23 protein-coding genes and 1 pseudogene are annotated in these 25532 nt (G+C 35.6%); 9 read left to right on the top strand and 15 right to left on the bottom strand.

The features are described from left to right. From H6F32_RS07880 to lepA, 4 genes are all read right to left on the bottom strand, one after another. Positions 1-942 (bottom strand): cyanophycinase (locus tag H6F32_RS07880; protein ID WP_190368768.1); only part of this gene is annotated, 942 nt, incomplete at its 3' end. 26 nt (positions 943-968) lie between these two features. After that, positions 969-1151: a hypothetical protein gene (locus tag H6F32_RS07875; RefSeq protein WP_190368767.1), complete on the bottom strand. Its 183-nt coding sequence runs from the start codon at positions 1149-1151 to the stop codon at positions 969-971. A gap of 43 nt (positions 1152-1194) precedes the next feature. Then, positions 1195-2382, bottom strand: a complete 1188-nt coding sequence (locus tag H6F32_RS07870) for a glycosyltransferase family 4 protein (RefSeq protein ID WP_190368766.1) — start codon at positions 2380-2382, stop codon at positions 1195-1197. 530 nt (positions 2383-2912) lie between these two features. Continuing rightward, positions 2913-4724, bottom strand: a complete 1812-nt coding sequence (gene lepA / locus H6F32_RS07865; RefSeq protein ID WP_190368765.1) for a translation elongation factor 4 — start codon at positions 4722-4724, stop codon at positions 2913-2915. A gap of 249 nt (positions 4725-4973) precedes the next feature. Between lepA and H6F32_RS07860 the strand changes: the two genes are divergently transcribed. Beyond that, on the top strand, positions 4974-5216 hold the full coding sequence (locus H6F32_RS07860) for a hypothetical protein (RefSeq protein WP_190368764.1): 243 nt from the start codon (positions 4974-4976) through the stop codon (positions 5214-5216). Between the two features lie 106 nt (positions 5217-5322). Continuing rightward, positions 5323-5382, top strand: a pseudogene (locus tag H6F32_RS20500) (hypothetical protein); the annotation flags it as partial. Positions 5383-5663: 281 nt separating this feature from the next. Here H6F32_RS20500 and H6F32_RS07850 read toward each other — a convergent pair. The 3 genes from H6F32_RS07850 to H6F32_RS07840 all read right to left on the bottom strand — a co-directional run bounded on the left by H6F32_RS07850 (position 5664) and on the right by H6F32_RS07840 (position 7476). Next, positions 5664-5918, bottom strand: coding sequence for a TIGR02450 family Trp-rich protein (locus tag H6F32_RS07850; RefSeq protein ID WP_190368763.1), 255 nt, complete (start codon positions 5916-5918; stop codon positions 5664-5666). A gap of 386 nt (positions 5919-6304) precedes the next feature. Further along, positions 6305-6487 carry a hypothetical protein gene (locus H6F32_RS07845; protein ID WP_190368762.1) on the bottom strand — a complete coding sequence of 61 codons (183 nt, stop codon included), beginning with the start codon at positions 6485-6487 and terminating at the stop codon, positions 6305-6307. 101 nt (positions 6488-6588) lie between these two features. Then, entirely contained in the window at positions 6589-7476 is an 888-nt protein-coding gene (locus H6F32_RS07840) for an ABC transporter permease (protein WP_190368761.1), read from the bottom strand. A gap of 1178 nt (positions 7477-8654) precedes the next feature. Here H6F32_RS07840 and H6F32_RS07835 point away from each other — a divergent pair. Beyond that, positions 8655-9110, top strand: a complete 456-nt coding sequence (locus H6F32_RS07835; protein ID WP_190368760.1) for a helix-turn-helix domain-containing protein — start codon at positions 8655-8657, stop codon at positions 9108-9110. A 165-nt stretch (positions 9111-9275) separates the two neighbouring features. Here the strand turns inward: H6F32_RS07835 and H6F32_RS07830 are convergent, their stop codons facing one another. Beyond that, a complete protein-coding gene (locus tag H6F32_RS07830; protein ID WP_190368759.1) occupies positions 9276-9845 on the bottom strand; it encodes a pentapeptide repeat-containing protein in 570 nt (189 codons plus the stop codon). Between the two features lie 246 nt (positions 9846-10091). On the opposite strand from H6F32_RS07830, the gene H6F32_RS07825 reads away from it, so the two are divergent. Next, complete coding sequence (locus H6F32_RS07825; protein WP_190368758.1) at positions 10092-10670, top strand: hypothetical protein; 579 nt, start codon at positions 10092-10094, stop codon at positions 10668-10670. Positions 10671-10980: 310 nt separating this feature from the next. On the opposite strand, the gene H6F32_RS20495 is transcribed toward H6F32_RS07825, so the two are convergent. Beyond that, positions 10981-11100, bottom strand: coding sequence for a DUF4351 domain-containing protein (locus H6F32_RS20495; protein ID WP_242031080.1), 120 nt, complete (start codon positions 11098-11100; stop codon positions 10981-10983). Between the two features lie 117 nt (positions 11101-11217). Then, complete coding sequence (locus tag H6F32_RS07815) at positions 11218-13356, bottom strand: DNA phosphorothioation-associated putative methyltransferase (protein ID WP_190368757.1); 2139 nt, start codon at positions 13354-13356, stop codon at positions 11218-11220. Between the two features lie 359 nt (positions 13357-13715). On the opposite strand from H6F32_RS07815, the gene H6F32_RS07810 reads away from it, so the two are divergent. Beyond that, complete coding sequence (locus tag H6F32_RS07810; RefSeq protein ID WP_190368784.1) at positions 13716-13931, top strand: hypothetical protein; 216 nt, start codon at positions 13716-13718, stop codon at positions 13929-13931. 14 nt (positions 13932-13945) lie between these two features. Here the strand turns inward: H6F32_RS07810 and ribD are convergent, their stop codons facing one another. From ribD to H6F32_RS07790, 4 genes are all read right to left on the bottom strand, one after another. After that, complete coding sequence (ribD, locus tag H6F32_RS07805; protein WP_190368756.1) at positions 13946-15061, bottom strand: bifunctional diaminohydroxyphosphoribosylaminopyrimidine deaminase/5-amino-6-(5-phosphoribosylamino)uracil reductase RibD; 1116 nt, start codon at positions 15059-15061, stop codon at positions 13946-13948. A 72-nt stretch (positions 15062-15133) separates the two neighbouring features. Then, complete coding sequence (gene mreD, locus H6F32_RS07800) at positions 15134-15751, bottom strand: rod shape-determining protein MreD (protein ID WP_190368755.1); 618 nt, start codon at positions 15749-15751, stop codon at positions 15134-15136. Between the two features lie 67 nt (positions 15752-15818). Beyond that, positions 15819-16583 (bottom strand): rod shape-determining protein MreC, encoded by a 765-nt coding sequence (gene mreC / locus H6F32_RS07795; RefSeq protein ID WP_190368754.1) that lies wholly within the window; start codon positions 16581-16583, stop codon positions 15819-15821. A gap of 364 nt (positions 16584-16947) precedes the next feature. After that, positions 16948-17952, bottom strand: coding sequence for a rod shape-determining protein (locus tag H6F32_RS07790; protein WP_190368753.1), 1005 nt, complete (start codon positions 17950-17952; stop codon positions 16948-16950). Between the two features lie 553 nt (positions 17953-18505). Between H6F32_RS07790 and H6F32_RS07785 the strand changes: the two genes are divergently transcribed. Further along, complete coding sequence (locus tag H6F32_RS07785) at positions 18506-18865, top strand: single-stranded DNA-binding protein (protein WP_190368752.1); 360 nt, start codon at positions 18506-18508, stop codon at positions 18863-18865. 59 nt (positions 18866-18924) lie between these two features. Here the strand turns inward: H6F32_RS07785 and H6F32_RS07780 are convergent, their stop codons facing one another. Continuing rightward, positions 18925-19665 (bottom strand): SIMPL domain-containing protein, encoded by a 741-nt coding sequence (locus tag H6F32_RS07780; protein ID WP_190368751.1) that lies wholly within the window; start codon positions 19663-19665, stop codon positions 18925-18927. A 239-nt stretch (positions 19666-19904) separates the two neighbouring features. On the opposite strand from H6F32_RS07780, the gene H6F32_RS07775 reads away from it, so the two are divergent. The 3 genes from H6F32_RS07775 (at position 19905) to H6F32_RS07765 (ending at position 25208) form a co-directional block, all read left to right on the top strand. Beyond that, a complete protein-coding gene (locus tag H6F32_RS07775) occupies positions 19905-21284 on the top strand; it encodes a cation:proton antiporter (RefSeq protein ID WP_190368783.1) in 1380 nt (459 codons plus the stop codon). 218 nt (positions 21285-21502) lie between these two features. Beyond that, positions 21503-23341, top strand: a complete 1839-nt coding sequence (locus H6F32_RS07770) for an N-acetylmuramoyl-L-alanine amidase (protein WP_190368750.1) — start codon at positions 21503-21505, stop codon at positions 23339-23341. Positions 23342-23381: 40 nt separating this feature from the next. Beyond that, positions 23382-25208, top strand: coding sequence for an N-acetylmuramoyl-L-alanine amidase (locus H6F32_RS07765; protein ID WP_190368749.1), 1827 nt, complete (start codon positions 23382-23384; stop codon positions 25206-25208). Positions 25209-25532: the final 324 nt, after the last annotated feature.

Below are 25532 nucleotides of genomic sequence, written 5' to 3'. Positions count from 1 at the left end.
CAAATCAAAAGTATCACCTCTAGGAATACGCCAAATTTTATAATCATAAAAAGTCAAAGGTTGTCCTGGTTGACAAACTTCAGGAAGATGATCACCAAAAACGAAATATACTGCTCCTTTTCCGATGACTTTAGCAATACCATATTTATCTATCACTAAAGAAGTTTCTTCACTAATGGCAATACCTAAAGCACAATTAGAGACACCATCTTGAATTTGTCGGGCAATAAATACCATTATTCTCCCCATTCTTTTCCTCTCATCAAAATGGGTATCAATGACAGTATTTTTTAAATGTTTCCACTGAAAAAAATTATAGGTAAAGGTAATATTACGATAGGGATCATCTAATGCTTGAGGAGTTTCAATACTATCTTCACAAGCACAAGAATCATACACAAATTCACTGTGAATCATTGCACCAGCGCTAGTACCACCAATAGCACCTCCTTTATCATAGACTGATTTAACAGCAACTTCTAATTTAGTATTTTTCCAATGACGAATATATTCACATTGATCACCACCAGCAAAAAATATCACTCCCGCATTTCTGACTTTATCAAAAATATCAATGCGGTTTGCTTCTTGTCTATTTTTAATAATCAAAGTTTCCACATATTTCACACCTTTCATCCGATAAATTAACTGATTATAAGTATCGTCCCCTCTGGAACGAATAATCAAAACATTTACTTTTTTGTCGCTATTACTGCCACCGCGAACTTGATGAATCATCCACTGAATGGCATCATCTACATCTGGGCCGCCACCACCTAAATTATGTACTGGACCTGTAAATAATTGATAACTATTTTGATCACTAAGTTTATCGCTAGGTTTCCAGGTATAATCATCATTTGCTTCAGGTATATCATCAAATAAACCCTTGAAGAATGCTGTGAGATGTTTAATAATTTGTGTGCCGATTGTTAATACCATAATTTCTGCTTTTTTTAAGCAATTACCTATACCAAATGTCTAGTTAATGATGGAATAGTTAGAGGTTGAGAAGTGTTAAACCCCATCATTGTTAATTTGACATTTTTCCAGGGTAAATTTCTAGCGTACAGGGTTTGTGCTGTTTTTTTTGATGTAGAATAAACCCAGTAATAGATATTGCTTAAAGTGTGAGAAATTATAGATTTCATATCCTCGACTTCTTCAAGAAGTCTGTGGATATTGTTGTGCAAATTACCAAATTACTTCTGATCTTTCTTTGACTACTTTTTCATAAACTAGTTCTGTTTGTAATGCTAATTTTGGCCAGCGAAAACGCAATTCTAAATCATGATAAGCATTATTTACTAACCATTGACTATAATTAGGATTTCTCAAAATTTGTAAAATTCCCCAAGCTACAGAATTAGAATCATTTACTATTGTGGTAATTCCTGTTTTACTATGCTGTACAACTTCAGGAAAACCTCCCGCATTAGAAACTACTACTGGTACTTTAGAAGCAAAACTTTCTAAGGCCACAATACCAAAAGGTTCATATAAACTGGGAAAAACTGCACAGTCAGCAATGGTTTGAAATTTATCTAAAAATTCATCAGAAAGAAATCCTGTAAAATAACATTTTTCCCAAATTCCTAAGTCCCATGCTTGACGTTTTAAATTATCTGTATTTCCTCCTCCTACTATGACAAATTTAACGTTACCTCCCATTTCCCATAATACTTTAGGAGCAGCATTTAATAATACAGGAATGCCTTTTTCATAAGTCATTCTGCCTAAATAATAGACAATTTTTTCGTTATCTGCCGCAAATTGACGACGAAATGCTTGGGGGTGAAAATCTTCATGATGTTGTTTTTTTTCTGGACGAATCCCATTATGAATTACGTCAATTTTATCTTCTGGTGTGTTTAATGTGTCTCTTACTTCTCTACGCATATATTCTGTACAAACAATTACTCTCCACGCATTATGAACTAGTTCTGCTTCTTTACGATGAATATAACGTTGAGTATCGTTATGAATGCCGTTATAACGTCCATATTCTGTGGCGTGAATGGTAGCAATTAGGGGTATTTTAAAGATATGCTTGAGAGCGATCGCTGCATCTGCTACTAACCAATCATGTCCATGAATTATATCAAATGGACCTTTATCCATTAACAATTTACCACCATATTCACCCATACTATTATTTAGGTTCACTACCCAGTGGAAAAAATCATTACCTTGGGACACAGGAACACGATGGACATGAATACCTTCTACAACTTCATATAAAGGTGCTTGACGAGTCTCAGGTGTAATTAAATGAATATCATGGCCTAATTTAACTAATTCTGGGTACAACTCAGCAACGTGACGAGCAATTCCTCCGACTATTCTTGGTGGAAATTCCCAACTCAGCGCTAATACTTTCATGAATTGACTCCCCGGTAATTAAAAAACATCTCAAACTGTTAAAAAACTATCATTATCTTGAAAAAATAACTTTGGCTATTGACATGAACATTTTTTGCTAAATCTTTATCAAAATATTTTGACTAACCTTATCAAGATTTGTCAACTTTTGTAAATTTATAAGCAACATAGTTTATTAACCTAGTATTTGCTTGGTATTTAACTATTATTTTTGATACTCGTTTGTTGAGTGCCCATATCCACAAGCTAAAACCCATTACCTTTTCAGTGACTGGGAAGTAACCAATGTTGAAACTTATATTCCTGAATCTCCTGATTTGGGATTTGACATGATAGGGATTTGTGATTGTAAATATTCACCTATCAATTCAGAAATTCAGCCAATACAAGAACAACAAACATCGCAAAAACAAATTATAGAACTATAGTATTTTAATATGTGGGGTATTTCATTAGACATTTCCGATAATTATTGTAGAGACGTTATATAAAACATCTCTACAATGCCAAAGCCCAACTACAAGTTAATATTAACTTTGATCTAACTTTAACACAGCCATAAACGCCTCCTGAGGTACATCCACTGTACCTACAGCTTTCATACGCTTCTTACCTTTGGCTTGCTTCTGCAAAAGTTTCTTTTTGCGGCTAATATCACCGCCGTAACATTTTGCTAATACATCTTTACGTAACGCAGGAATATGTTCACTAGCAATTACCTTACTACCAATAGCCGCTTGGATAGGTACTTTAAATTGATGACGGGGAATAAGTTCTTTTAATTTTTCCGCCATACTTCTACCCACATTATAGGCTTTATCTCGGTGGACAATCATAGCTAAAGAATCCACAGGATCACCATTAATCATGATATCCAATTTTACCAAGGGGTTTTCTCGATAACCAATTAAATGATATTCCATACTGGCATAACCACGAGAACGAGATTTCATTTGATCGAAAAAGTCTGTTACTACTTCTGCTAAAGGAAGTTCATAGGTTAATGTGGTTCTTCCTTGAGTGAGATATTTCATATCTTTGAAGATACCACGCCGAGTTTGTGCTAACTCCATTAAAGTTCCCACAAATGTCTCCGGTGTGATCATTTCTACCTTAACATAGGGTTCTTCAATTCTTTCTCGATCATTTGGCGCTGGTAAATGGCTAGGATTGTCTATGTATAATTCTTCTCCTTTATTGGTAATTACTTTATATACTACGGAAGGAGCGGTAATAATTAAGTCCAGGTTATACTCTCTTTCTAACCTTTCTTGGACAATTTCCATGTGTAATAAACCCAAGAAACCGCAACGGAACCCAAAACCCATCGCGCTAGAAGTTTCTGGTTCATATTGTAATGCTGCGTCATTTAATCTGAGTTTTTCTAGTGCTTCCCGCAAGTCTTCAAATTGATCTGCATCTATGGGAAACATTCCGCAAAATACCATCGGGTTAGCTTCTGTATATCCAGGTAAAGGATTAGTTGCTTTTTGTTTGCTAAGGGTAATGGTATCACCTACTCTAGCATCTGCTACAGCTTTAATAGATGCGGCTAAATAACCTACTTCTCCTGCATGAAGTTCTTCAACTTGCTTTTGTGTAGGTGATAATACTCCTAATTCATCTATTTCATATTCCTTTTCAGAAGCCATTAAGTAGATGCGATCGCCTTTTTTCACATTACCATCCATCACCCGGAAATACACAATTACGCCCCGGTAACTATCATAGTAACTATCAAAAATTAATGCTCTTAAAGGCTCATCAATAGTATTTGCTGGAGATGGTATTTTCTGAACTATGGTTTCTAATATTTCAGGAATACCAATACCCTCTTTAGCAGATGCTAAAATCGCTTCACTACAGTCTAAACCAATAATCTCTTCAATTTCCCCAACCACTCTTTCTGGTTCTGCACCTGGTAAGTCAATCTTATTAAGCACTGGGATGATTTCTAAGTTGTGTTCCAGTGCTAAATAAACATTGGCTAAAGTTTGAGCTTCAACTCCTTGGGATGCATCCACAACTAACAAAGCACCTTCACAAGCAGCCAAAGAACGAGAAACTTCATAGGAAAAGTCTACGTGGCCGGGAGTATCAATTAAATTGAGAACGTATTGCTCGCCATTTTTAGCAGTATAATTCATGCGGGCAGCTTGCAGCTTGATGGTAATGCCGCGCTCCCGTTCTAAATCCATGTTATCAAGGAACTGCTCTTTCATTTGCCGATCTTCTACAGTTCCAGTAGCTTGGAGTAAGCGATCGGCTAGAGTAGATTTACCATGATCAATGTGAGCAATAATACAAAAGTTGCGAATACGATTTGCGGGAACGTCAGTCATATACGATTTTTGCTTGAGCAGCAAGAGAGAGCTATTTACTGGATGTATTTTAGCGTAATTTGGGATAGGAGTCAGGAGTTCAAGGAGTCGGAAGACCATTTTACCAATCACCAATCACCAATTTTTAATTTTTAATTTTTAATTTTTAATTTCTAATTTTTTTTTATGGCTTTACAATTGAGTAGCGTCAATCAGTAATATTCATTATCACCATATTTCGCTAAAACAAAAATCAAACATATCAAAGCTATGAATATGCAAGAACAAACTACAGGTGCAGATCAGGGAAGCAGATACACCGAAAAGGTTGAAATCGCTGTCCGTCTTGATTCAGAGTTAATAGAACAAATTAAGCATCTTACTAATGACCCTAGTAAAGTTATTGAGGTTGCTCTTCGTCAATGGTTACGTGGTGATTTTAAGAGAGATGATGAATTAACACGCTCCTATAAACGTATTCCCGTTCCTCCCCGTGGTGAATGGAATGATTAGTATGTAGCTATTAGCTTTCAGCTATCAGGTTAAAATAAAAAACTAATTCCCGACTGCCAACTGCCAACTAGTAGTTGTAGATAGATTTTATCCTAGCAGTAAAACTTGCTCTGATTGTGGAGAGAAAAAATCTCAATTACCACTATCACAAAGAGTGTTTAAATAGGTAACTGCGGTTTTGAGTGTGACGGAGATTTAACCTATCTTCCGCACCCTCAACTGTCACAATCGGTTTTTACCGTTTTTTATGATAACATGAAGTTGTATTGTATGCATTGAGATTATCGAACTGCGGTTAGATTAACCGTGTTGGACTGTGGACTAGATAGTGCCGACACTTCTAGGATGAAGCAGGAAGAAAAAGGGAACTTTTGTTAGCATTAGTTAGCTTTTTTGTATCGGATACAAACAGACTTTTATTTTTGTAACCTGTCACCTCGTATATTATCAAACTTCAGATTGTTCCGTAATTGTTTTAATATCTTGTAAAGTTTGCCAACCTGCTTGCCATTGAGAGTTATCTTGTAAAAGTTTAGCATTCAACCAAAAACGAACTTGAGGGTCACAAGCCGAAACAAGTTCAGCATAGATCCATTTACCTTGATTTTTGCGATTAACGACCTGAAAATGTCGCCAACCATCAACCTTTTTTTGTGCAGTCCATTTAGAACCTAGAAGATGAGGAAATTTTTGTTTTTTCATAGTTAGAGAATATGAGTGCCAGGGTTTTGAGGAGTATAGTACCAAAATAAAGGATTTTCACTCTCAGACATCAAAATTTTCAAATACAAAAAACTCCTTGAACTCCTTAGTCTCAAGGAAAGGACTTTTTGGTGCAAACCCTAATTAGCTATCAGATTTAAAGTATTGCATTTGAATAGTAAAAACATAATCGAATGTTAACATAAATCGTCTATATTCCGCGCTTTTAAGCGCGGCTAATTAACATTTAATAAAAACGACTATGACCTAAGTTAGACAGTATTCTTGAATATCTAACACCTTGGTTCATCGTCATTTTCTGGTGTGAAAAATGCAAATTTTCCACAAGAATAGGACGGACATATTTGACATTTAAATCCACTTGTTTACTTTATGATATAGTCATTTTTAATCACTTGCACTTTAGCAATTTTATAGTAATTACTATTTCCATAATGATGCGACTGTTGCCAATTTGTAACAGGTTCCCCTTTTAAAATACCAGATAAAGCTACAGAAAGCATAAAACCGCCAGTAGCAGCAGCAATTAAACTAATGTTATCTTTCACGATAATTTCTCTATTTTATATCTGTTGTTAAACTATTAAGAATTGCTAAGGTAATCATTGGGCAAGTTTATGAACAATTTATGACTAATAATTATAACTAACTATTGCCGATTCTCTTTTCTGAGACGAGGATTGATAAAATCATTTAAACCTTCCCCAAGTAATGATAACCCAACTACCATAATTGTCATAGTTAATCCGGGAAAAAAGGTTGTCCACCAAATGCCTGTAGGTAAGGCTTCCAACGCTTGTTTTAAATCATAACCCCATTCTGGTACATCTTCAGGTAATCCCAAACCTAAAAATCCCAAACCGCCTAAAACTAATATGGCATCCGCAGCATTAAGTGTAAATATTACAGGTACGCTTTGAATGACGTTGAGAAATAAATAGCGAGATAATATAATCCATGTAGAGGCACCGATGGACTGTGCTGCTTCGATATAAACCTCTGTTTTAACGCTGACGGTGTGGTTACGGACGACGCGATAATATTGGGGAATATAGGCTATACTAATGGCGATCGCAGCATTTAGAATACCCCTGCCTACCACAAAAGCCAAGGTTACAGAAAGTAACAAACCAGGTAAAGTGTAAATACTATCCATCAAAAATAGTAAAATTTTATCTATATTACCTCCTAAATAACCACTGAGCATCCCTAAAGGAACACCAACAATCATACTTAAACAAGTTGCTAAAATGACAACTTGTAAAGCCGCTTGGGCACCAAAAATAGTGCGGCAAAAAACATCATAACCTAAACGACTTGTACCAAACCAATGTTTAGTAGAAGGTGGTTGATGAATAGAATTAGAAAGAAATTCCCTGGGGTTTTGTAACCATCCCCAATGTTGGAAAACTGGTGCAGAAAATGCTAGGAAAATAAAAAATAGAGTTATTGCTAAACCTATCAACATTAAACGTTGTGAAAGATTAGACTTAGCAAAGTTGAGAAAACTTGGTATTCGCCGGTTTGTAATTGTCATCAGAGATTATTGTATTTAAGTGGAAGGTTATCAAAATTTACTAATTTACTCTTAGGTAAAGATTGAAGTATAATATCAAGATGTACAACAAATTAGGTAACAAGTTCAGGAAGCAGTAGCCTGAGATTGATACCTAGAAGCATTGCTAAACGCTGAATAATGTACTGCTATATCTTCCGATAACATACCCAAAAATTATTAAACACAATCTTGAGAAAGATGTAAATTAGCAATTTTAGATTTACATTGAAATTGGTGTGTCGAATAACTGCTTTATATAAAGGTTTAGCTCAGTGCTAGACCTTTTTTTGCTTTGTATACTACGTACTATGAAATACTAATAGCTAATGCTCCATAGCTGCACATATCAAAAATGCCGCAGTTTGTACACACCTTATAGGAAGATGAATGATTAAAATATAAAGTTTAAATTAATTATATATGGTAAACACCTGGTATATCTAAGGGCTTGGATTTAATCTAAGCCTTTTTCATGCGATATCAGCTATCAGCAATTAGTGATTTGGCTAAATTAAATTGAATTAAATGTGAAAATTTTAGTTTTTAATCCCTTCCATCTGTAGGAAGATGCACTATTACTATAGTAATATTAGAATGACTAAGTACGTTGTTAAGCACAGCAATGATAAAGGTTTGGGTTAGTACCAGACCTTTTTTCTCAGGTTATTCAACAATTATTCTCTAGTTTTTTTAAGTTTACCTGGTTATAATTTTATTAAAACTTGCTTATAAAAGAATAAGCAAAGCACTTTTTATGAAAGTTTTTATTTTCGCGATCGCATAGTTAGTGAAGTTACTGATATTGTCATCACAGTTAATCAATAAATCATATAGAAACAGATTTAGATGGAGATATGAATTTATCTACTAGCCCGATAAAATTACTTAACATAGCGTTACAATACCTATTCAGAAAATTATTTATTATTCACACAGGTAATTGACTATATACTTTAATATTACTGTAAGTTTGTATACTGAAAACTTTTAAATTTAACCCAGAGAGTATTGACTGGTAAAATAAACCTAGAGAATATTTGTTGTTTGTGGTTATCAATAAAATATGTTACAGTATACTTAAAATCCAGGTATATAAACGGGAACACATAATCACATACCTATCACATACCTAGTACATCGAGAAAACTATAACAACTATGGGATGCCGTCTAAGAATTTTTCTGACTGATGATGAAAAACTAACTTTAGAAGAGTTGAGAAAGGCCAAAACCGTTCCTCAACGTACTAAAGATCGCGCTCAAGTATTACTATTAAATGCTCGGGGTTTGAAAAATGAGCAGATAGCGCAAGGGCTAAACTGGGCTATTTCTACGGTGCGTCAAACCCTACATAGATGGGAGAAGTTAGGCTTAGGAGGGCTATGGGATGCCCCTGGTAGGGGGGGGAAACCACGTTATTCTGAAGATGACTTAGAATATTTGGAAAACTCTGTTATGCAAGAACCAGTAAACTATAGTTCTAAACAACTTGCTAACAAACTAGCATCTGAGAGACAGGTTTATTTGAGTGCTGACAGACTACGACGAGTTCTCAAACAGCGAGGAAAGGTTATTAATAGTCGCCAAAAAGCTAAAAGCACTCAAGTTATATGATGTTCATTAACTTAATTGAAATAAATATTATGGGCTTATTGGCTAATAATAACTGAGTTTAGGGAATAAGAAATAGGGGGAAATTCTTTATTCTGACTCCCTGTGGGGGTTTAGCACTGCTAAACCCCTACTGACTCCATTACTCCGTACTCCATTAGATGTTAGCTATGTATGAATGCTACCATCTGGCATAATTGCGCCAGTTAAAAATGTTTCACTCATATCCGTATCTTCTAAATTAGCACCTTGCAAATTTACTTCGCATAAATTAGCTTCGCTTAAATCTGCACCACTAAGATTAGCACCTTGCAAATTTGCTTTCCACATTCTTACACCTCCCATTTTCGCACCACTGAGGTTTGCACCTTGTAAATTAGCTGCTGTAATGGAAGCAATATGTAAGCTAGACTCTTCTAAATTTGCATTAATTAGCAATGCACCACTTAAATCAGACTCATTTAGGTGTGCTTTTACCAAATTAGCCTTAGTTAAATCAGCACCACATAAGATAACTTCTGATAAAATCGCTTTTTCCAGATTTGCACCTTGCAAATTTGCTTTGCTTAAATTAGCACCACTTAAATTAGCACCACTTAAATTAGCACCACTTAAATCTGCTCTACCAAAATCTACTCCACCTAATTGCGCTTTATGTAAATTAGCATTAACTAGATTAATGCGGTTAAAGCATCTTTCTCCCTTATTATAACTTTTCAATAGTTCTGTAACGTCCATAAGTTTATTCCTTGTGGTTGCAAGTTAGTGAAGATATGTAGGTAATTTATCCTCTAAAAATCAGATTCTTGTCTTAGGATTAATACAGTTATCAGTTAAAAATATGCTAAATATTTGATAGTAGAATAAATCCTACATTGATTTTATTAAATCATAAATAAAGTTTAAAAAACCAAGATGTTTACATTTGTTATTACATTTTTTATAATATGATATTGTTGATGTTGTTTAATTTTTTCTAAGATTATGCAGGATTTAAAACTAGGTAAACACCTAACTTTAGAAGAATTTTGTACCTGTACACAAACATATCATAAATATGCTAGTCACATCAATCCTTTTCCGAAAAATACCTCGGAAGTGATACCATCCCTACAAGATTTAAACAAATTTATCCTTGATCCAATTATAGATTATTTTGGTGAAAATAAATTTTGTTTAACCTATGGTTTTTGTTCTATTGACTTAAAAAAATATTTAGAGAAAAAAGATCCGATTACGGGTAAAAAAAATGGCCGTGTAGCACCTAACATTGATCAACATTTTAGTTATGAAATGAATAAAAATGGTAAATACTATTGTGAAAGATTAGGTGCTGCTTGTGATTTTATAATTAAAGATACTGCTAGTCAAGAAGTTATTGATTGGATTTTAGCATTTTCATTACCTTTTGATTCTCTTTATTTCTATGGTAAAGATAAACCTATTCATATTAGTTATGGATATCAGCATAAACGGGATATTTGGACTTTTAGTGATGCTGGAATACCGACTAAAAAGGGTATTGAACATTGGGTAAACTTAGCTAAACTGGTTCATAAATAGTATTTTGTCAGAATCAGGATACTTAGGGATGTTCATTTTGTATGATGTTGAAATGATAAAAATGTTTTTGTGCTGACATACTTCAACAAACTCAGTACAAGTATTACTCAATAACTATGTACATCATCCACACTTAATTTGATGTAAATTTTTGATAAGCTAATGTGCAGCACTCACTGTATAATTAAAAAACCTGAAGTTACAGTAGCACAAGCATCTTGCTTGTATTAATTATTCAAGTTAAAGGCACAACAGCTTAATAGGAAGATGTTGGGTTTTGTGAACCCAACCTACTTTCGTTAAGCAATATTTAATCACTAATAGTAGCCATGTACTTCAACAAATCATCTACATTAGCAAAATCTAACAAATCTTCTGCTAAATCTTCTAATTGTGTTAGTGCTAAGTTAGGGAGTTTATTTTCTATCATCACTGGAATTTCACCAAAGCGACGTTTTAACTGACGTAAAATCAGTTGTAATGCTTCTCACTCTCTTTTTTCCCGTTTGCAAAATATCCTGGTAAATTACAGATTCGATCGTGTTATTTATATGGAAGATGGAAGACTTAATACAGTTTCATTTCCTTGGTGTTTTCTCTGTTTTTGACGATTTTTAAAGGAGGTTTTTAGTATAGTCAATGTGTCAGGATCTACATTTGCACACCATCCTATTCTATAACCTTTAATGACTATATAATTGTCTTTTAAACATTTACGCCATCCAGAAAGATGTGTAATATTTTGCCAATTGTCAAATAGTCCTAAATCTTCTTCTTTTTGCGTTAACTTTACCATTTCTTCATATTGAAAATAATCCGAGTTTACTAATTTGTCTATTTGGTGTAATATCGGTGGATCATCATCAATATCATAGTCATGATAGGTAACTTGTAAATCTCTTAAATCAACTGTCATCACTTTCCCTAAGGTGGGATGGGCATTTCTCCCAAAGTCAGGATAGTATAAATAGGATATTTTGGGACTCTGAAAATGGAATTTAATGACATTTGTTTCTTCTAATCTACCAATTGTTCTACTTACACAACCTTCATATAATCTTAATAGGGGATCAAGATTTTGTAATGCGGAAATATGTACCCAAAATGAATTAGTTAGTTTTCTTCCTACTTTACTTTCTTGACAACGTTTAATGATTAAATCTGTGTTTCCTACACTTATTAACATTTGATCAGCATCAATACAGGCTTGTCTATAACTACTGTATAAGGCTACAATATCCTCCTTTATCGCTGTAGGTAGTTTTCCTAAACGCGGACGATGACTAAAATTAAACAAAGCTAAGTATACTAATAAATCTTGTCTTCTTCTATCAGCGATCGCTTCCCATTCTTCACAGTCAGTAGCCTGTAGAATTACATGAAATGCTCGTCTTAAACTGACAAACTCTTTACAAATTTCTTCCTCTTCCCCTAATTCTCCCTTAATTGGTAATCTGCCTCTTTCTGTCAAAAAGTTCATTAATGGAGCTAATAAATTTTGAAACTCGGTAAATTTCTTGACAGAAGCTCTTATTCTAGGGGTAGTAGCGCGAGAACGGTAATTAGACGCACGAAATAACTCAGCTTCCGTTTCATCCCTAAAAATAAAATATACACCCAAAGCCACTGGAATAGAGTCTACCCCCAAAACCTGATCAATATAAACTTTTAACTCTTCTTGTTCATAATACTTCTGAAATGTATTCTTGCGAGTGATTACACCATCACCATAACTTACTACACCTCGACGAAGATCAGAAATTAATACTTGAGCCGCTACTAAAAGTACCTTTTGTGTTAATTCCCAGGCTTGAGTTAATGCTTCTCTACGTTCTTGTTGATCTTCAATAACATTAATGACAAAACCAATATTAACGATATCAGCAGTAATTAAAGGAGTATTTGGTGAATAATAAGGGTCCCAACCACTTGCGGTATAACCCTGATCTGCAATACGACTAATATCTCCTCCATGTCCACAACCATAGTCAAGAAACGAAGTTTCAGGATTAAATAAACCAGCGTCTAAAGCTAACCGTACAGGGCGAGATAAATCATGGCGAATAATTGCCGCTTTATGACGTTCTATTTTTGGTGTTATTTTAATTGCAGTATCGCTTTGAATTAATTGATGACCTTGAATTTCTACACCATAGATTTGTAAACGTTGTTCCCAAATTTCTCTAGTACCAATTCCTCTAGTATTGTTTAATAAACCTAATGATTCCTGTGCTTGTGTCAAAGCGGCAAATTCAGTATAGAGAGGATAATCTGTCGTGACAAAAGTTTCCTTGCGATGTAGAATAGGTGGATTAGGAGAATCAGTGTAATCTCGATAATTCACTTCTCCAGTTTGTATATCCACTTGAATACTAGCTTGTAAAGCTGGGTGAGCATCAGTATCAAAATCAGGATAGCATAAGTAGGAAATTTTAGGTTTATTGGTGCTGAATTTAATAATGTTTGTTCCCTGAATGCTAGATACAAGACTACGAGCTTTTGCTTCATACTCTTGTAGTGTCAAGTCAAGACTGGGTAATACCGAAATATGGATATAAAAAGCATCAGGTAGTAATTTACCAAACTGACTCTGATAGCAGCACTCAGCAATTTTATCAAGTTCTATAGAAGCAGGGATTAAAAAATTTTGCTGAGATTGATGTAGGATGTGATCAGGCTCAATCATGAGACTAACTTAAACTAAAGTTTAGTGGAAACTTTTTTTTGGTTAAAGTTTTCCACACATTTCTATAACTTACCATGCTATTGTTAATATTTAACAGACAATATGATTTTAATTCATAACTTGTAACTTAATGATGGAATTTAATCATTGATAATTATCCTACTAATCCTAAATCCTGGAAATTATGATTGTTATGGTAACAAATAGGCACAAATCTTAATATTAATTAATATATTAATATATTGAATAAATTTTTAATAATACTTATTCATTAATCTCTAGTGGAAAAATAATTTAGTCAGTTAATATCAGAATTGTGTAAAGCGAAAAAACTAAGATAATGATTTAATAGAGGTATGATGACACCTACAATCATGCGTCAGCTTTGGTCTACAGTGGAAACTACTCAAACTGTAACTCTGTTGCAACTCGATGATGATAGTTTAGTAGAATGGTTAGTGAAACAAATCACTAATCAGGCATTTTTAGATGCTGAAGAGACTGACTTTTTGTGTGCTTATATTTACACTAGACTTAATCTCATTCGTGATATGGCTTACGAGCGTCAACAGTAAGCTATCAGCACTTTTCAGCTTAATAAAAACTGGTTTTTAACAGGTAAATAACCTTCTAATAAACAATCAGAACCAATAACACGCCATTGGAAATTTTCCAGAGATAGAGCTTGAGTCATATTATTGAAACCTAAATCACCAACAGGGGTTGGAGCATCAGAACCACCAATAATTTTGGGTGCGATAAAAGCGAGGATTTTGTGAATTGCACCATCAGCGATCGCACTAGCAGCTAAACTACCACCACATTCCCATAATACAGTACAAAAACCACGGTCATATAAATGTAGCATAACTTGAGATGGTGTTAAAAATGGTAATTCTAACACTTCCACACCTTCAGACTGTAATATCTTTTGTAAGCTAGGATTACTACCAACCTCAGTTATAACCAAAGTGGGAGCGTTCTCAGTTTGCCACAGATGAGCTTTTTCCGGCAAATCTAAACTACGACTCATGACAACTCGCAAAGGATTATGGCAATCCAACTCATGACTAGTTAAATAAGGATTATCTCTTCGTACCGTGTTACCCCCTACTATCACAGCATCACAAGCAGCGCGTAATTGATGTACTTCGGCGCGTGCGTTTTTACTAGTGATCCAACTGCTATGTCCAGAACTAGTAGCAATCTTACCATCTAAAGTCATGGCATATTTTAATATTCCTAAAGGTTGCTTATGTAGAATACGATGAATAAAACCTTCATTTAATTTTTTACAAGCCTCTTCCTCCACCCCAACAACCACCTCAATACCCGCAGCGCGTAAGCGTGCAATACCGCCTCCTGCAACCAAAGGATTAGGATCAACCATACCTACCACGACTTTACACACGCCAGCAGCCACCAAACCTTCAGAACATGGTGGAGTACGTCCATAGTGATTACAAGGCTCTAAGCTTACATAAACCGTCGCTCCTTGAGCTTTTGACCCTGCGGCTCGGAGTGCAAAAACCTCTGCATGGGGTTCACCAGCGCGGGGATGAAAACCTTCCCCTACTATGACACCATTTTGAACCACGACAGCACCCACCATAGGATTAGGGGAAGTGCGGCCTAAAGCTCTACGCGCTAGTTCTAAACAGCGTAGCATCATTTGTGAATCAAAATCATAGACGGGATTACTCATAGTTAGGTGATTGGTAATTGGTAATTGGGTAAAATATAATACTTTTGACTCCTAATAGCTGACTGCTGACAGCTAATTACCCTTCAAAATCTTAATTGTTTTCCACCAACGATTGAGAGGATAATACACTACAGGAGCCCATAAACTAGTCAAAATTGCCGAGGCTAAAGCACCTCGTTGATAGTATAGCCAAATGTTTGATACATCTCTATGACAGTTAGTGCCACAAACACCACCCATTGAGGATAATTGCACCGCAAAAATAGTATTTGCTAAGATAACCATAACAAATACGATTAAAGCAATAGAAATAAAGTCTTCTTGAATAAAGCGACGTTTTTGTATTAGTGCTGTCAACATTCCCACAATTCCTAAGCTCAGGGTATGGGAAGTATCAGCACCAGTTAAAGTATCTTGTAATAAACCTAAAATTATCCCGGCAAATATACCAGATAATACTGAACGGTTGACACTCCAACACACAACCCAAATCAATAACCAATTAGTGCCTATTCCTAATAATTCCATGCCGGGAAAACGAGTAGGTAATAATAATAAGCATAACAGGACAGATGCAAAAATCACCAACCCATCAAGAATTGGATACCATCCAGGATGCCAAGAAGCTAAAGGTGGAATTAAAGAGCGAGTTTTTTGGTATTTATTTTGGGAAAATCGAGGTATTTTCATTCTTGGTGATTGGTGATTGGGTAAAATATAATTATCCTGACTCCTCTATCTCTTGAATTAGCACTATTTATTCTGGATTTTCCACTTTAGGATAAACTGTTACCCAATCTAAAGAACGAATTGCGGGAAATAATTCTACTTGTGCAATGGATGTTGGTAATTTTTTTAAATCCAAAGATTTAATTTTACCTATGGGAATACCGGCAGTAAATTTCTGACTATAAGTAGAGGTAGATATTAAATCACCTACTTTAACATTGGGTACTTTTTCATAAAATTCTAATATAGCTTGATCTGAGCCATTGCCATGTAATACTCCTTTGGCTGATGTTCTAGGAATAGTTATTCCCACTTGACTTTTTAAATCACTCACTAATAAAACTCGACTAGTGTTCATGGTGACATTTTCTACTAAACCGACTAAACCTCCATCAGTTTTGACTATATAGCCTTCTTGAATACCTGCGTTTTTGCCCCGATTAAGAATTACTTGTTGCCACCAATGATCTGTACTTCTACCTACTACTCTAGCGATAATTGGTTTACTAGCAATACCCTCTTTTTCAGTATAACTTAATAAACTTTTTAACTTTTTGTTTTGACTTTCTAAGTCAACAATTTGAGTTTTTAGTTCAGAGATTATAGCATTTTGAGTACGGTCTTGAGGACTCATGCCTAAATCTAAGTTTTGTAATGGGCGTGTTATTCCTTGATAAATTTCCCAAAATAACGCTCCTTCTGTTTGCCTAATTGTCCAGACACTACCAGCTAATATAGCTAATAAACCTATTTGTAAGGCTTTGCTTTCCCACCATTTTTTAATAGTAAACATATCTACCTGTATATTTTTTAATTTAGGAGTTACCGAGTCAGTACGGGTTGAGGGATACTTACAGCACATTACATCTACATGAGGTACGCTATGAACACAGCAAGATGCCTGTGTTACAAGGGTTTTATCATTAACATCTGTACCTCATAATAACGGAAACTGCTGTATTGGTATCAAATTAAGCTACATATAGCTTATTTATTTACATGAAATGAAGTTCATCGCTAATAGCTAAAGTAAACTAAAGTTTACTAAACAGTTTTCGGTTGATTTAGTCATCCAAACATCAATCTTGCTATGATAGTGTGCATAAGGATTACGCTATGCTACGCTATCATTCTCATTCGGAATTCTACACTCTACATCATCTATTAGAACGCCCGCTAAATACTCTTTCTAACTGCTTAAAGTTTTCTAAGACGCGACCTGTTCCTAAGACTACGCAACTTAATGGATCCGCTGCTATATGAGTGACTATACCCGTTTCGTGACTAATTAAGGTATCTATGCCTTTAAGTAATGCTCCACCACCAGCTAACATAATACCACGATCAATAATATCTGCTGCCAGTTCTGGAGGTGTACGTTCTAGTGTTCTCCTAACTGATTCTACAATTACTAATAAAGGATCTAACATACTTTCTCTAACTTCTGGTCCCTTGATAATGACAGTGCGAGGCAGACCAGAAAGTAAGTGGAGTCCCCGAACTTCCATCATGCTATCATCATCGCTTTCCATCGGATAGGCAGAACCAATTTTGATCTTAATTTCTTCTGCTGTTCTTTCTCCAATGACTAGGTTATGAACTTTTTTCATATATTGAATAATTGATTCTGTTAATTCATCACCCGCAATACGAACAGATTCACTAATTACCGTGCCTTGGAGACTTAAAATAGCTACTTCTGTTGTACCACCACCAATATCTATGATCATATTACCTCTTGGTTCTGCTACAGGCAACCCTGCACCAATAGCTGCGGCTATTGGTTCATCAATTAAATATACTTCCCTTGCTCCTGCTTCAGAGGCTGCTTCCATTACTGCACGTCTTTCTACACCGGTAACTCCACTGGGAATACCAATGACAATACGAGGCGATACTAAACTCTTTCCGTCATTTACTCGTTGAATAAAGCTTTTTAGCATTAATTCTGCTGTGTCAAAATCAGCAATGACTCCATCCCGTAATGGACGCACAGCTATCACATTACCAGGAGTGCGTCCCAGCATTTTTTTGGCTTCTTCTCCTACTGCTAAGGGTATTTTATCATTCTGATCAATGGCCACTACTGATGGTTCTTGAAGTACAATGCCTTTACCGGAAACATAAATCAGGGTGTTAGCTGTACCGAGATCGATACCCATATCCCATGATGAACGAAATCTTTGAAAAAAACCCACGCCTTTCTTTGCCCCCTATTTACTTTAGTTGTGCTTGCAAACATAAGAGTTAATTCTGACTAATTGCATTAGACTAGACATCTCTGAAAAAGAATCTAAAACCCTTAACTCATCTAAGCAAAAACCTAGTTACCATTACAGACATCTGCTAGACACCTAGTGGTAATTATAATGTGCATAACCAGCAAACCCTTGTAGGGGCAATTCATGAATTGTCACTAGGACAATTTTCACTAGTGGTCTATTATATTTTTGCATGACTTCAGTACACTAGACTATTTTCTTATCTAGCTTTTGTCAACGTTAGTGTTGGTTCTATAATTCTTGTTTCCTATCTTCTGAAATAGACTCGCTAAAACAAACGTATAATTCTTCGTAAATATTGTTAATTAATCCTCTTGTTAACTGAATTATCTTTCTTTTGGTAGAGACAATTTTTTCTACTCAATTTTTCCCTACATAAGTTATTATAGTTCACAATTTCATACAACTGCACTAAATCAAAAAATCAAAAATCATGAGCATCAATGTTGTTACTTTGGTGGGTCGTGTTGGTGGCGACCCAGATATAAAATATTTTGAATCGGGAACTGTGAAGTGTCAGTTAACTTTAGCTGTTAATAGAAGAACTCGTAATAGTGATCAACCAGACTGGTTTAATCTGGAATTGTGGGGGAAAACGGCAGAGGTAGCAGGTAATTATGTGCGTAAAGGTAGTTTAATTGGAGTTAAAGGTTTTTTGAAGTTTGAAACTTGGAGCGATCGCCAAACTGGTGTGAACCGTTCTAAACCAGTTATTCACGTAGAGCAACTGGACTTATTAGGTTCAAAACGTGATGACAATGGTGGTAGTGATATGTCTCCTGAGAATTTTTAATCAATAATTGATAATTGTTCATTATTGTCACCAATTACCAATTACCAATTACCAATTACCTAATAGGTTATTTGCAACATTACAGATGCTTGTACTTCCTGTTCTCCAGGGACGATGGCAGTAGAAGCATCTGCCATATTTGCTTTTAATCCTTCTGTGCGATAAACTATAGGTTGAGGTGCGGGTGTGGCACCATTAATAGAAATGTTTACAATGTCCTTTTGTTCTAGTCCTAAACTGCTGAGAACTGCTTTTGCTTGATCCTGGGCATCTTGGGTAGCTTTTTTCAGGGCTATTTTTTGGGCGCTGGCGATCGCATCTTCACTAGCGACAAAACTGATACCATTAATTTGTGTTGCTCCGGCTTTAACACTTTCGTCTAATAAATTACCAGTTTCATCAGTCTTTACACGAAAGCTAACAGTATTGCTGGCGGTATAACCTGTTATTTTTTGGACATTATTAGTATAGCTGTAAATAGGATTGAGAGTTACTCCTGTAGTTTGTAACTTGTAAACATTGCGATTCTTAAGTAAATCTACTACTGATGAAGATCTACGTGCTGCTTCTTTTTGTACTTCTTGGGGAGTTTTTCCCTGTACTTCCACGCCTAAACTAACTTGGGATAAAGTGGTAGGGACGTTTTCTATGCCTCTACCAGTAACAGTTAAAGTTCGCAACAATCTTTCTCTCTCCTGGGCGGTTGCTGGTAAGATAAACACTACACATAACAAGAAACTTAAAGGTAAACTTTGCCACCAGTTTCTAGTTTTATTAGGGAATAACGCAGTTTTTAACATGGTTTGATAGACTCCTCTATTTTTGTTGACTCTGCACTTATCTAGTTTCACACTGAATCACTTAAAAGTACATTTCGTTACATTTTTTGTAACCAGGTTTTGTGAATTAGTCCAAAAAACCTAAAATTATGTAATTCAAAACATAATGAATAGAAATAGTAATTTGCGCGGTGAGTGAAAATTTATCCTGAGTTATGTCCTAAAATAGTAAAACTCAAAAAATGATCGTAACAACTCCAATGCAGTTTTTCAGTGTGATCAACTTTCCAGTTCCATTGTTTGCTAGTACCACAGAAACCGCAGATAGTTCTCTGGTATTAGCATCAGTATTATTGAGTTTAGTAGTAATTTATTTTGCTAGTAAACTAGGGGGAGAACTATCCAACAAAGTGGGGCTACCACCCGTATTAGGTGAATTAGTAAGTGGTGTAATTATAGGGGTATCAGTATTACACCTATTAGTATTTCCAGAAACAGGTGTAGAAAGTTCTAGTTCTGTAATTATGAAGTTTCTCCAAGCTACCGCAGGTTTAACTCCAGAAGCTACACCCCAGGTTTTTGCTGCCCAGTCGGAGGTAATTTCTGTATTATCAGAATTGGGTGTAATCATTCTTTTGTTTGAGATTGGTTTAGAATCTAATTTAAAAGACTTGATGGCAGTGGGTATACAGGCTACTGTGGTGGCAGTAGTAGGGGTAGCCGTTCCCTTTGCTGTAGGTACAGTGGGGTTAATAGCCATATTTGGGATTGATCCTATCCCGGCTATTTTTGCTGGTGCGGCGTTAACTGCTACTAGTATAGGTATTACTTCTAAAGTGCTGTCAGAAATAGGCAAATTAAATTCACGGGAAGGGCAAATTATTCTTGGTGCAGCAGTGATGGATGATGTACTAGGAATTATTGTGTTAGCTGTGGTGGGTAGTTTAGCTAAAACTGGAGAAGTGGATATTGCTAAGGTTGTTTATTTGATAATTAGTGCTACAGCTTTTTTAGTAGGTGCGATTGTTTTAGGTAATGTATTTAATAAAGTATTTGTAGCGATCGCTGATCAACTCAAAACCAGAGGTGAATTAATCATACCTGCTTTCATTTTCGCTTTTATTATGGCATATCTAGCTTCAGTAATTCAATTAGAAGCCATTTTAGGAGCATTTGCCGCAGGTTTAATTCTGGAAGAAACCGATAAACGTAAAGAACTGCAAAAATTAGTGCTTCCCATTGCAGATATGCTGGTACCAATTTTCTTTGTTACCGTTGGGGCAAAAACAGACTTAGGAGTATTAAATCCTGCTATTCCCAGTAACCGAGAAGGTTTAATAATGGCAAGTTTCCTGATAGCGGTGGCAATTATTGGTAAAGTAGTTACAGGATTAACAGTATTTGGTCAACCCGGGATTAATCGTCTAGCTATTGGTGTGGGGATGATTCCCAGAGGTGAAGTAGGATTAGTATTTGCTGGTGTAGGATCAGCTAGTGGTGTGCTTTCTAAACCACTAGGTGCGGCAATTATTATGATGGTAATTCTCACCACGTTTTTGGCACCTCCACTGTTAAGATTAGTGTTTCCAGACACGCCAAGCAGTGATGCTTCAGCAAGCTCTTCGGCGCAATCATCATAAGCTCGTTAATTAACCGTTGATAATGATCTTCCTTTCCATATTTTCTGGTTTAAGATTGAATGTTTTTTGAGAAATTAGGCACTATAACCCGCCAATTTATGTCAATAATTGACAATGGTGGGTATTTTTTATAATGTAGTTGAGCTTTAGTTCTCAAGGTAAAGCTACGTAGTTGAGCTTTAGCTCTTAAAGTAAATCTAAAATTAGGAGAATAAATTTTGAACTTATATTGGTTATTACCCGGAACTTTTACCACAGTATTATTATTATCATCTCCAACCTTAGCTGCTAAATTAGAAACATGGAGATTTGATCGTTCTCAGAATGTGCTAGAGTTTAAAACTTCTACGGTAGTACAACCCAAAGCAGAACTAGTATTTAACCCCACCCGTTTAGTGATTGACTTACCAGGTGTACAATGGGGACGTTCCATGTCGAATCAGAAAATTGGTGGTAAGGTACGAGAAATTCGCATTGGTCAGGTAGATAGTCAAACTGCGCGGATCGTAGTAGAATTTAATCCTGGTTATACCATAGATCCGCAACAAGTGAAATTTGCGGTGAAAAAAGGTAATAGTTGGACAGTGAAATTACCAGAAATAACTTCTGGAATAACTGCTATCAGACCAGAGACTTCTAATGATAATAATAATGATCCGGTAATAGAAGAAAATACTAGCGCTAGACAAATTCCGCCAAGTATTAATAATAGTAAAGGTGGGACTGAGTTAGAAACTTTTTTAGTGACTGGGGATGGTTTTTTCATGCGTACTAGTGGAAATAATCCCGAACCAAATATAATTAGAAGCCGCGATCGCCGAACTATTTTTATTGATATTCCCAACACAAATTTATCACCTAATTTAATTAATAGGACATTAGTAGTTAATAAATATGGCGTGAACTCTATTGAGTTTACTCAATTATCTACCACACCAGTTAGTGTGCGTGTTTTACTCAAAGTTAATGAAAATACTCCTAATTTTCGTGTTAGTTCTAGCAGCACAGGGTTAGTTTTATTACCTTCCCGAAGCAACACAAATATCTCAGAAGTTCCCAATTCAGAAACAATTAGTAATAATGAAAATTTAGCCACTATTGAAAGTGTGGAATTAACAGAAAATGACACAAAATTATTAATTAAAGCTGATCAAAATATATCCGCAAGTAGTGGTTGGGATCGGAGTTCTGGGTTATTTCGGATTACCATTACCAATGCTAAAATATCTCCCACCATAGAAGATCCTGTTATCAATCGCAATAATAGCCCTTTGTTGAGAATCAGGTTACAACAGCAACCCAATACAGTTGTGATACTGCTACAACCCGCATCTGGTGTTAGTTTTGGCAGTATCAATCAAATAGAAAATAATCTGGTAGGATTACAATTACAAAGATATACGAGTCAAATTAGACCTCCTTTAATTAATCCTACCCTACCCGAAAGAGGACAATTACCAGATCCCAACGAAAGGGAACAACCCATAATTACACCTCGTAAACCTATTCGTAAAGGCAAATTAGTAGTATTAATTGATCCTGGCCATGGTGGCAAAGATTCTGGTGCTGTGGGTATAGGAGGACTACAGGAGAAAAATGTTATTCTTCCCATTGGGCAAAGAATAGCAGAAATTTTAGAACAAAATGGGATTCAAGTCGTCATGACGAGAAATGCGGATTTCTTTGTTACCTTACCTGGTAGAGTGGCATTGGCAGAAAGAGTAAATGCAGATGTATTTGTCAGTATTCATGCTAATTCTGCTGGTGCAAGTCGTCCTGAAGTGAATGGTTTAGAAACCTATTATTATTATGATAATAGTGTTAGACTAGCACAACTTGTGCATAATCAAATTTTACGTCGGATTAATGTTAAAGATAGGAAGGTTCGTAAAGCCAGATTTTATGTTGTACGTAAGACTTCTATGCCTTCGATTTTAGTAGAAACGGGCTTTGTGACGGGGAGAGAAGATGCAGCTAATTTAAGAACTTCAGCATATCAGAATCAAATGGCAGAAGCGATCGCTCAAGGTATTCTTCAATACCTGAGATCACGATAAACTCAATTATTTTCGGTATATTATTTGAGGAGCAAGTACCGTGAAATTACATTGGTTCATACCTACGACTTTAGGAACAATTTTGGCTGTTTCAGCCCCAGCGATGGCAGCACAATTACAATCTTGGCGATTTGATCCGCAACGAAATCTGTTAGAAATTAATACTTCTAATACTGTTCAACCCCAAGCACAATTAATATTTAATCCTACACGCTTGGTTATAGATTTACCAGGTACTGAATTTGGCCGTCCCCAGTATATTCAACCCATTGGTGGTAAGATTCGAGCTTTACGCATTGGCCAATTTGATGAACAAACTACACGGGTAGTAGTAGAAATTAGTCCTGGTTATACTTTAAATCCTCAACAAGTTAAATTTGTTCCGGGGCGTAACCGTTGGTTAATCCAATTACCGGATCCTGAACCTATTTCTCCATCTTCTACTATTAGCACAGAATCGGAAAACATATCTTCATTACCAATTAATAATGATAACTCTAATCATGTCAATAATTATGGTGGTAATACGCAAAGGAATGTTGATATCTCTTCTGAAGCCAGAATTACTCAAATTCATAAATTACGAGTGACTAAAGATGGTTTTTATGTGAGTACCACAGGTAAAAACCCTCAATTGGAAGTAGATATTAGTCCGGATCAAAAAACTATAAACATTGATATTGTTGATGCTGTATTATCTTCACGTCTAGAACAACAAGATTTATTAATCAACCGTTACGGTGTACGCAGAATCCAGTTTAATCCGTTTGATAATGGTAAATCTACGGTTCGTATGACTTTAGAATTAGATAATAATTATACTATTTGGGATGCCAGGGTGATAGGTAACAATGGTTTTGTGGTATTACCTCGTCAAGATGGTAAATTATCTAATATAAATCGTGATAATATACAACCTATTGAACAAAATAGGTCTGCAACTATTAAATCATTAGATATATCAAGTAACGGTACACAATTAATCATCAGTGCAGATCAATCTGTAAATGCTACGGGAAGTTGGGATGAAAGTTCGGGTCTTTTCCGTATTACTATACCTAATGCTAAGTTAGATCCTCGTGTGAAAGGTCCACAATTTGCTAGTAATAGCCCGATTTTCAGAATTAGACTACAACCGCAAAAACCTGATGATGTAGTGATCTTAGTACAACCTGCTCCCGGTGTGAGTTTTGGTGAACTTAGTCAAGTAAGCCCTGGTTTATTAACCTTGGAGTTAAAGAATAAGCGAAAAAATGACCTGGGTATTTCTATTCCTGAACCTCGTAATATCCCCACAGATGTGAGCGATCGCCAACCCCTTCGCAATGGTAAAGTATTAGTAGTGATAGATCCTGGTCATGGTGGTAAAGATTCTGGTGCTCCAGGTTTAGGTGGTTTACTAGAAAAGGATGTAGTTTTACCTATTAGCCTCAAAGTGGCCAGAATTTTAGAAGAAAATGGTGTTCACGCTGTACTTACGAGAGATGCTGATTTTTTTGTAGAATTACAAGGAAGGGTAGATATTACTAAACGAGTCAATGCTAATTTATTTGTGAGTATTCACGCTAATTCTGTGGATAATCGTCCTGATGTGAATGGTTTAGAAGTTTACTATTTTGAAAGTGGTTATGCTTTAGCAGACACAGTAAGAAATAGTATTTTGGATAATATTAGCACTCTTAAAAATCGTGGTACTCGCAAAGCCAGGTTTTATGTGCTCAGAAAAAACTCTATACCAGCTATTCTAGTGGAAACTGGTTATATGACTGGTAGCGAAGATAACCCACGTTTAGGTTCTCCAGAATATCAAACCCGTATGGCTCAAGGTATTGCTTATGGTATTCTCAAGTATTTAAAACAAAGATAGCCATTTTCAGCAATTAGTAGAGTAGTGAGTATCTTTGGTTATGTAGCAGAAATAAAAAATTTACCTGGATGTTCTACTCAAGCATAAACCCTACAAGAGATAATGATCAATATTAATCAAGCGCGGGAATTATGGATTAAAACAGCTTATGAAGCGGGCAGTTAATTAACAGTAATATTTTACTCAGTGAAAAACATAAGCTCTAATTCTATTAGGTATGTATGCCATGAAAATAAGTATAGCATCAGTTAGGGAAAGTTAGCAAACAATTAACTACTTAATTTCCCCAACAGGATAGATTTGTGTTAGAATCAGTAAAAATCA

The organism is Anabaena sp. FACHB-1237 (assembly GCF_014696225.1).
GTDB lineage: Bacteria > Cyanobacteriota > Cyanobacteriia > Cyanobacteriales > Nostocaceae > FACHB-1237.
The sequence above is the reverse complement of the archived record's forward strand: the minus strand, read 5'-3'. Positions and strand labels throughout refer to the sequence as shown.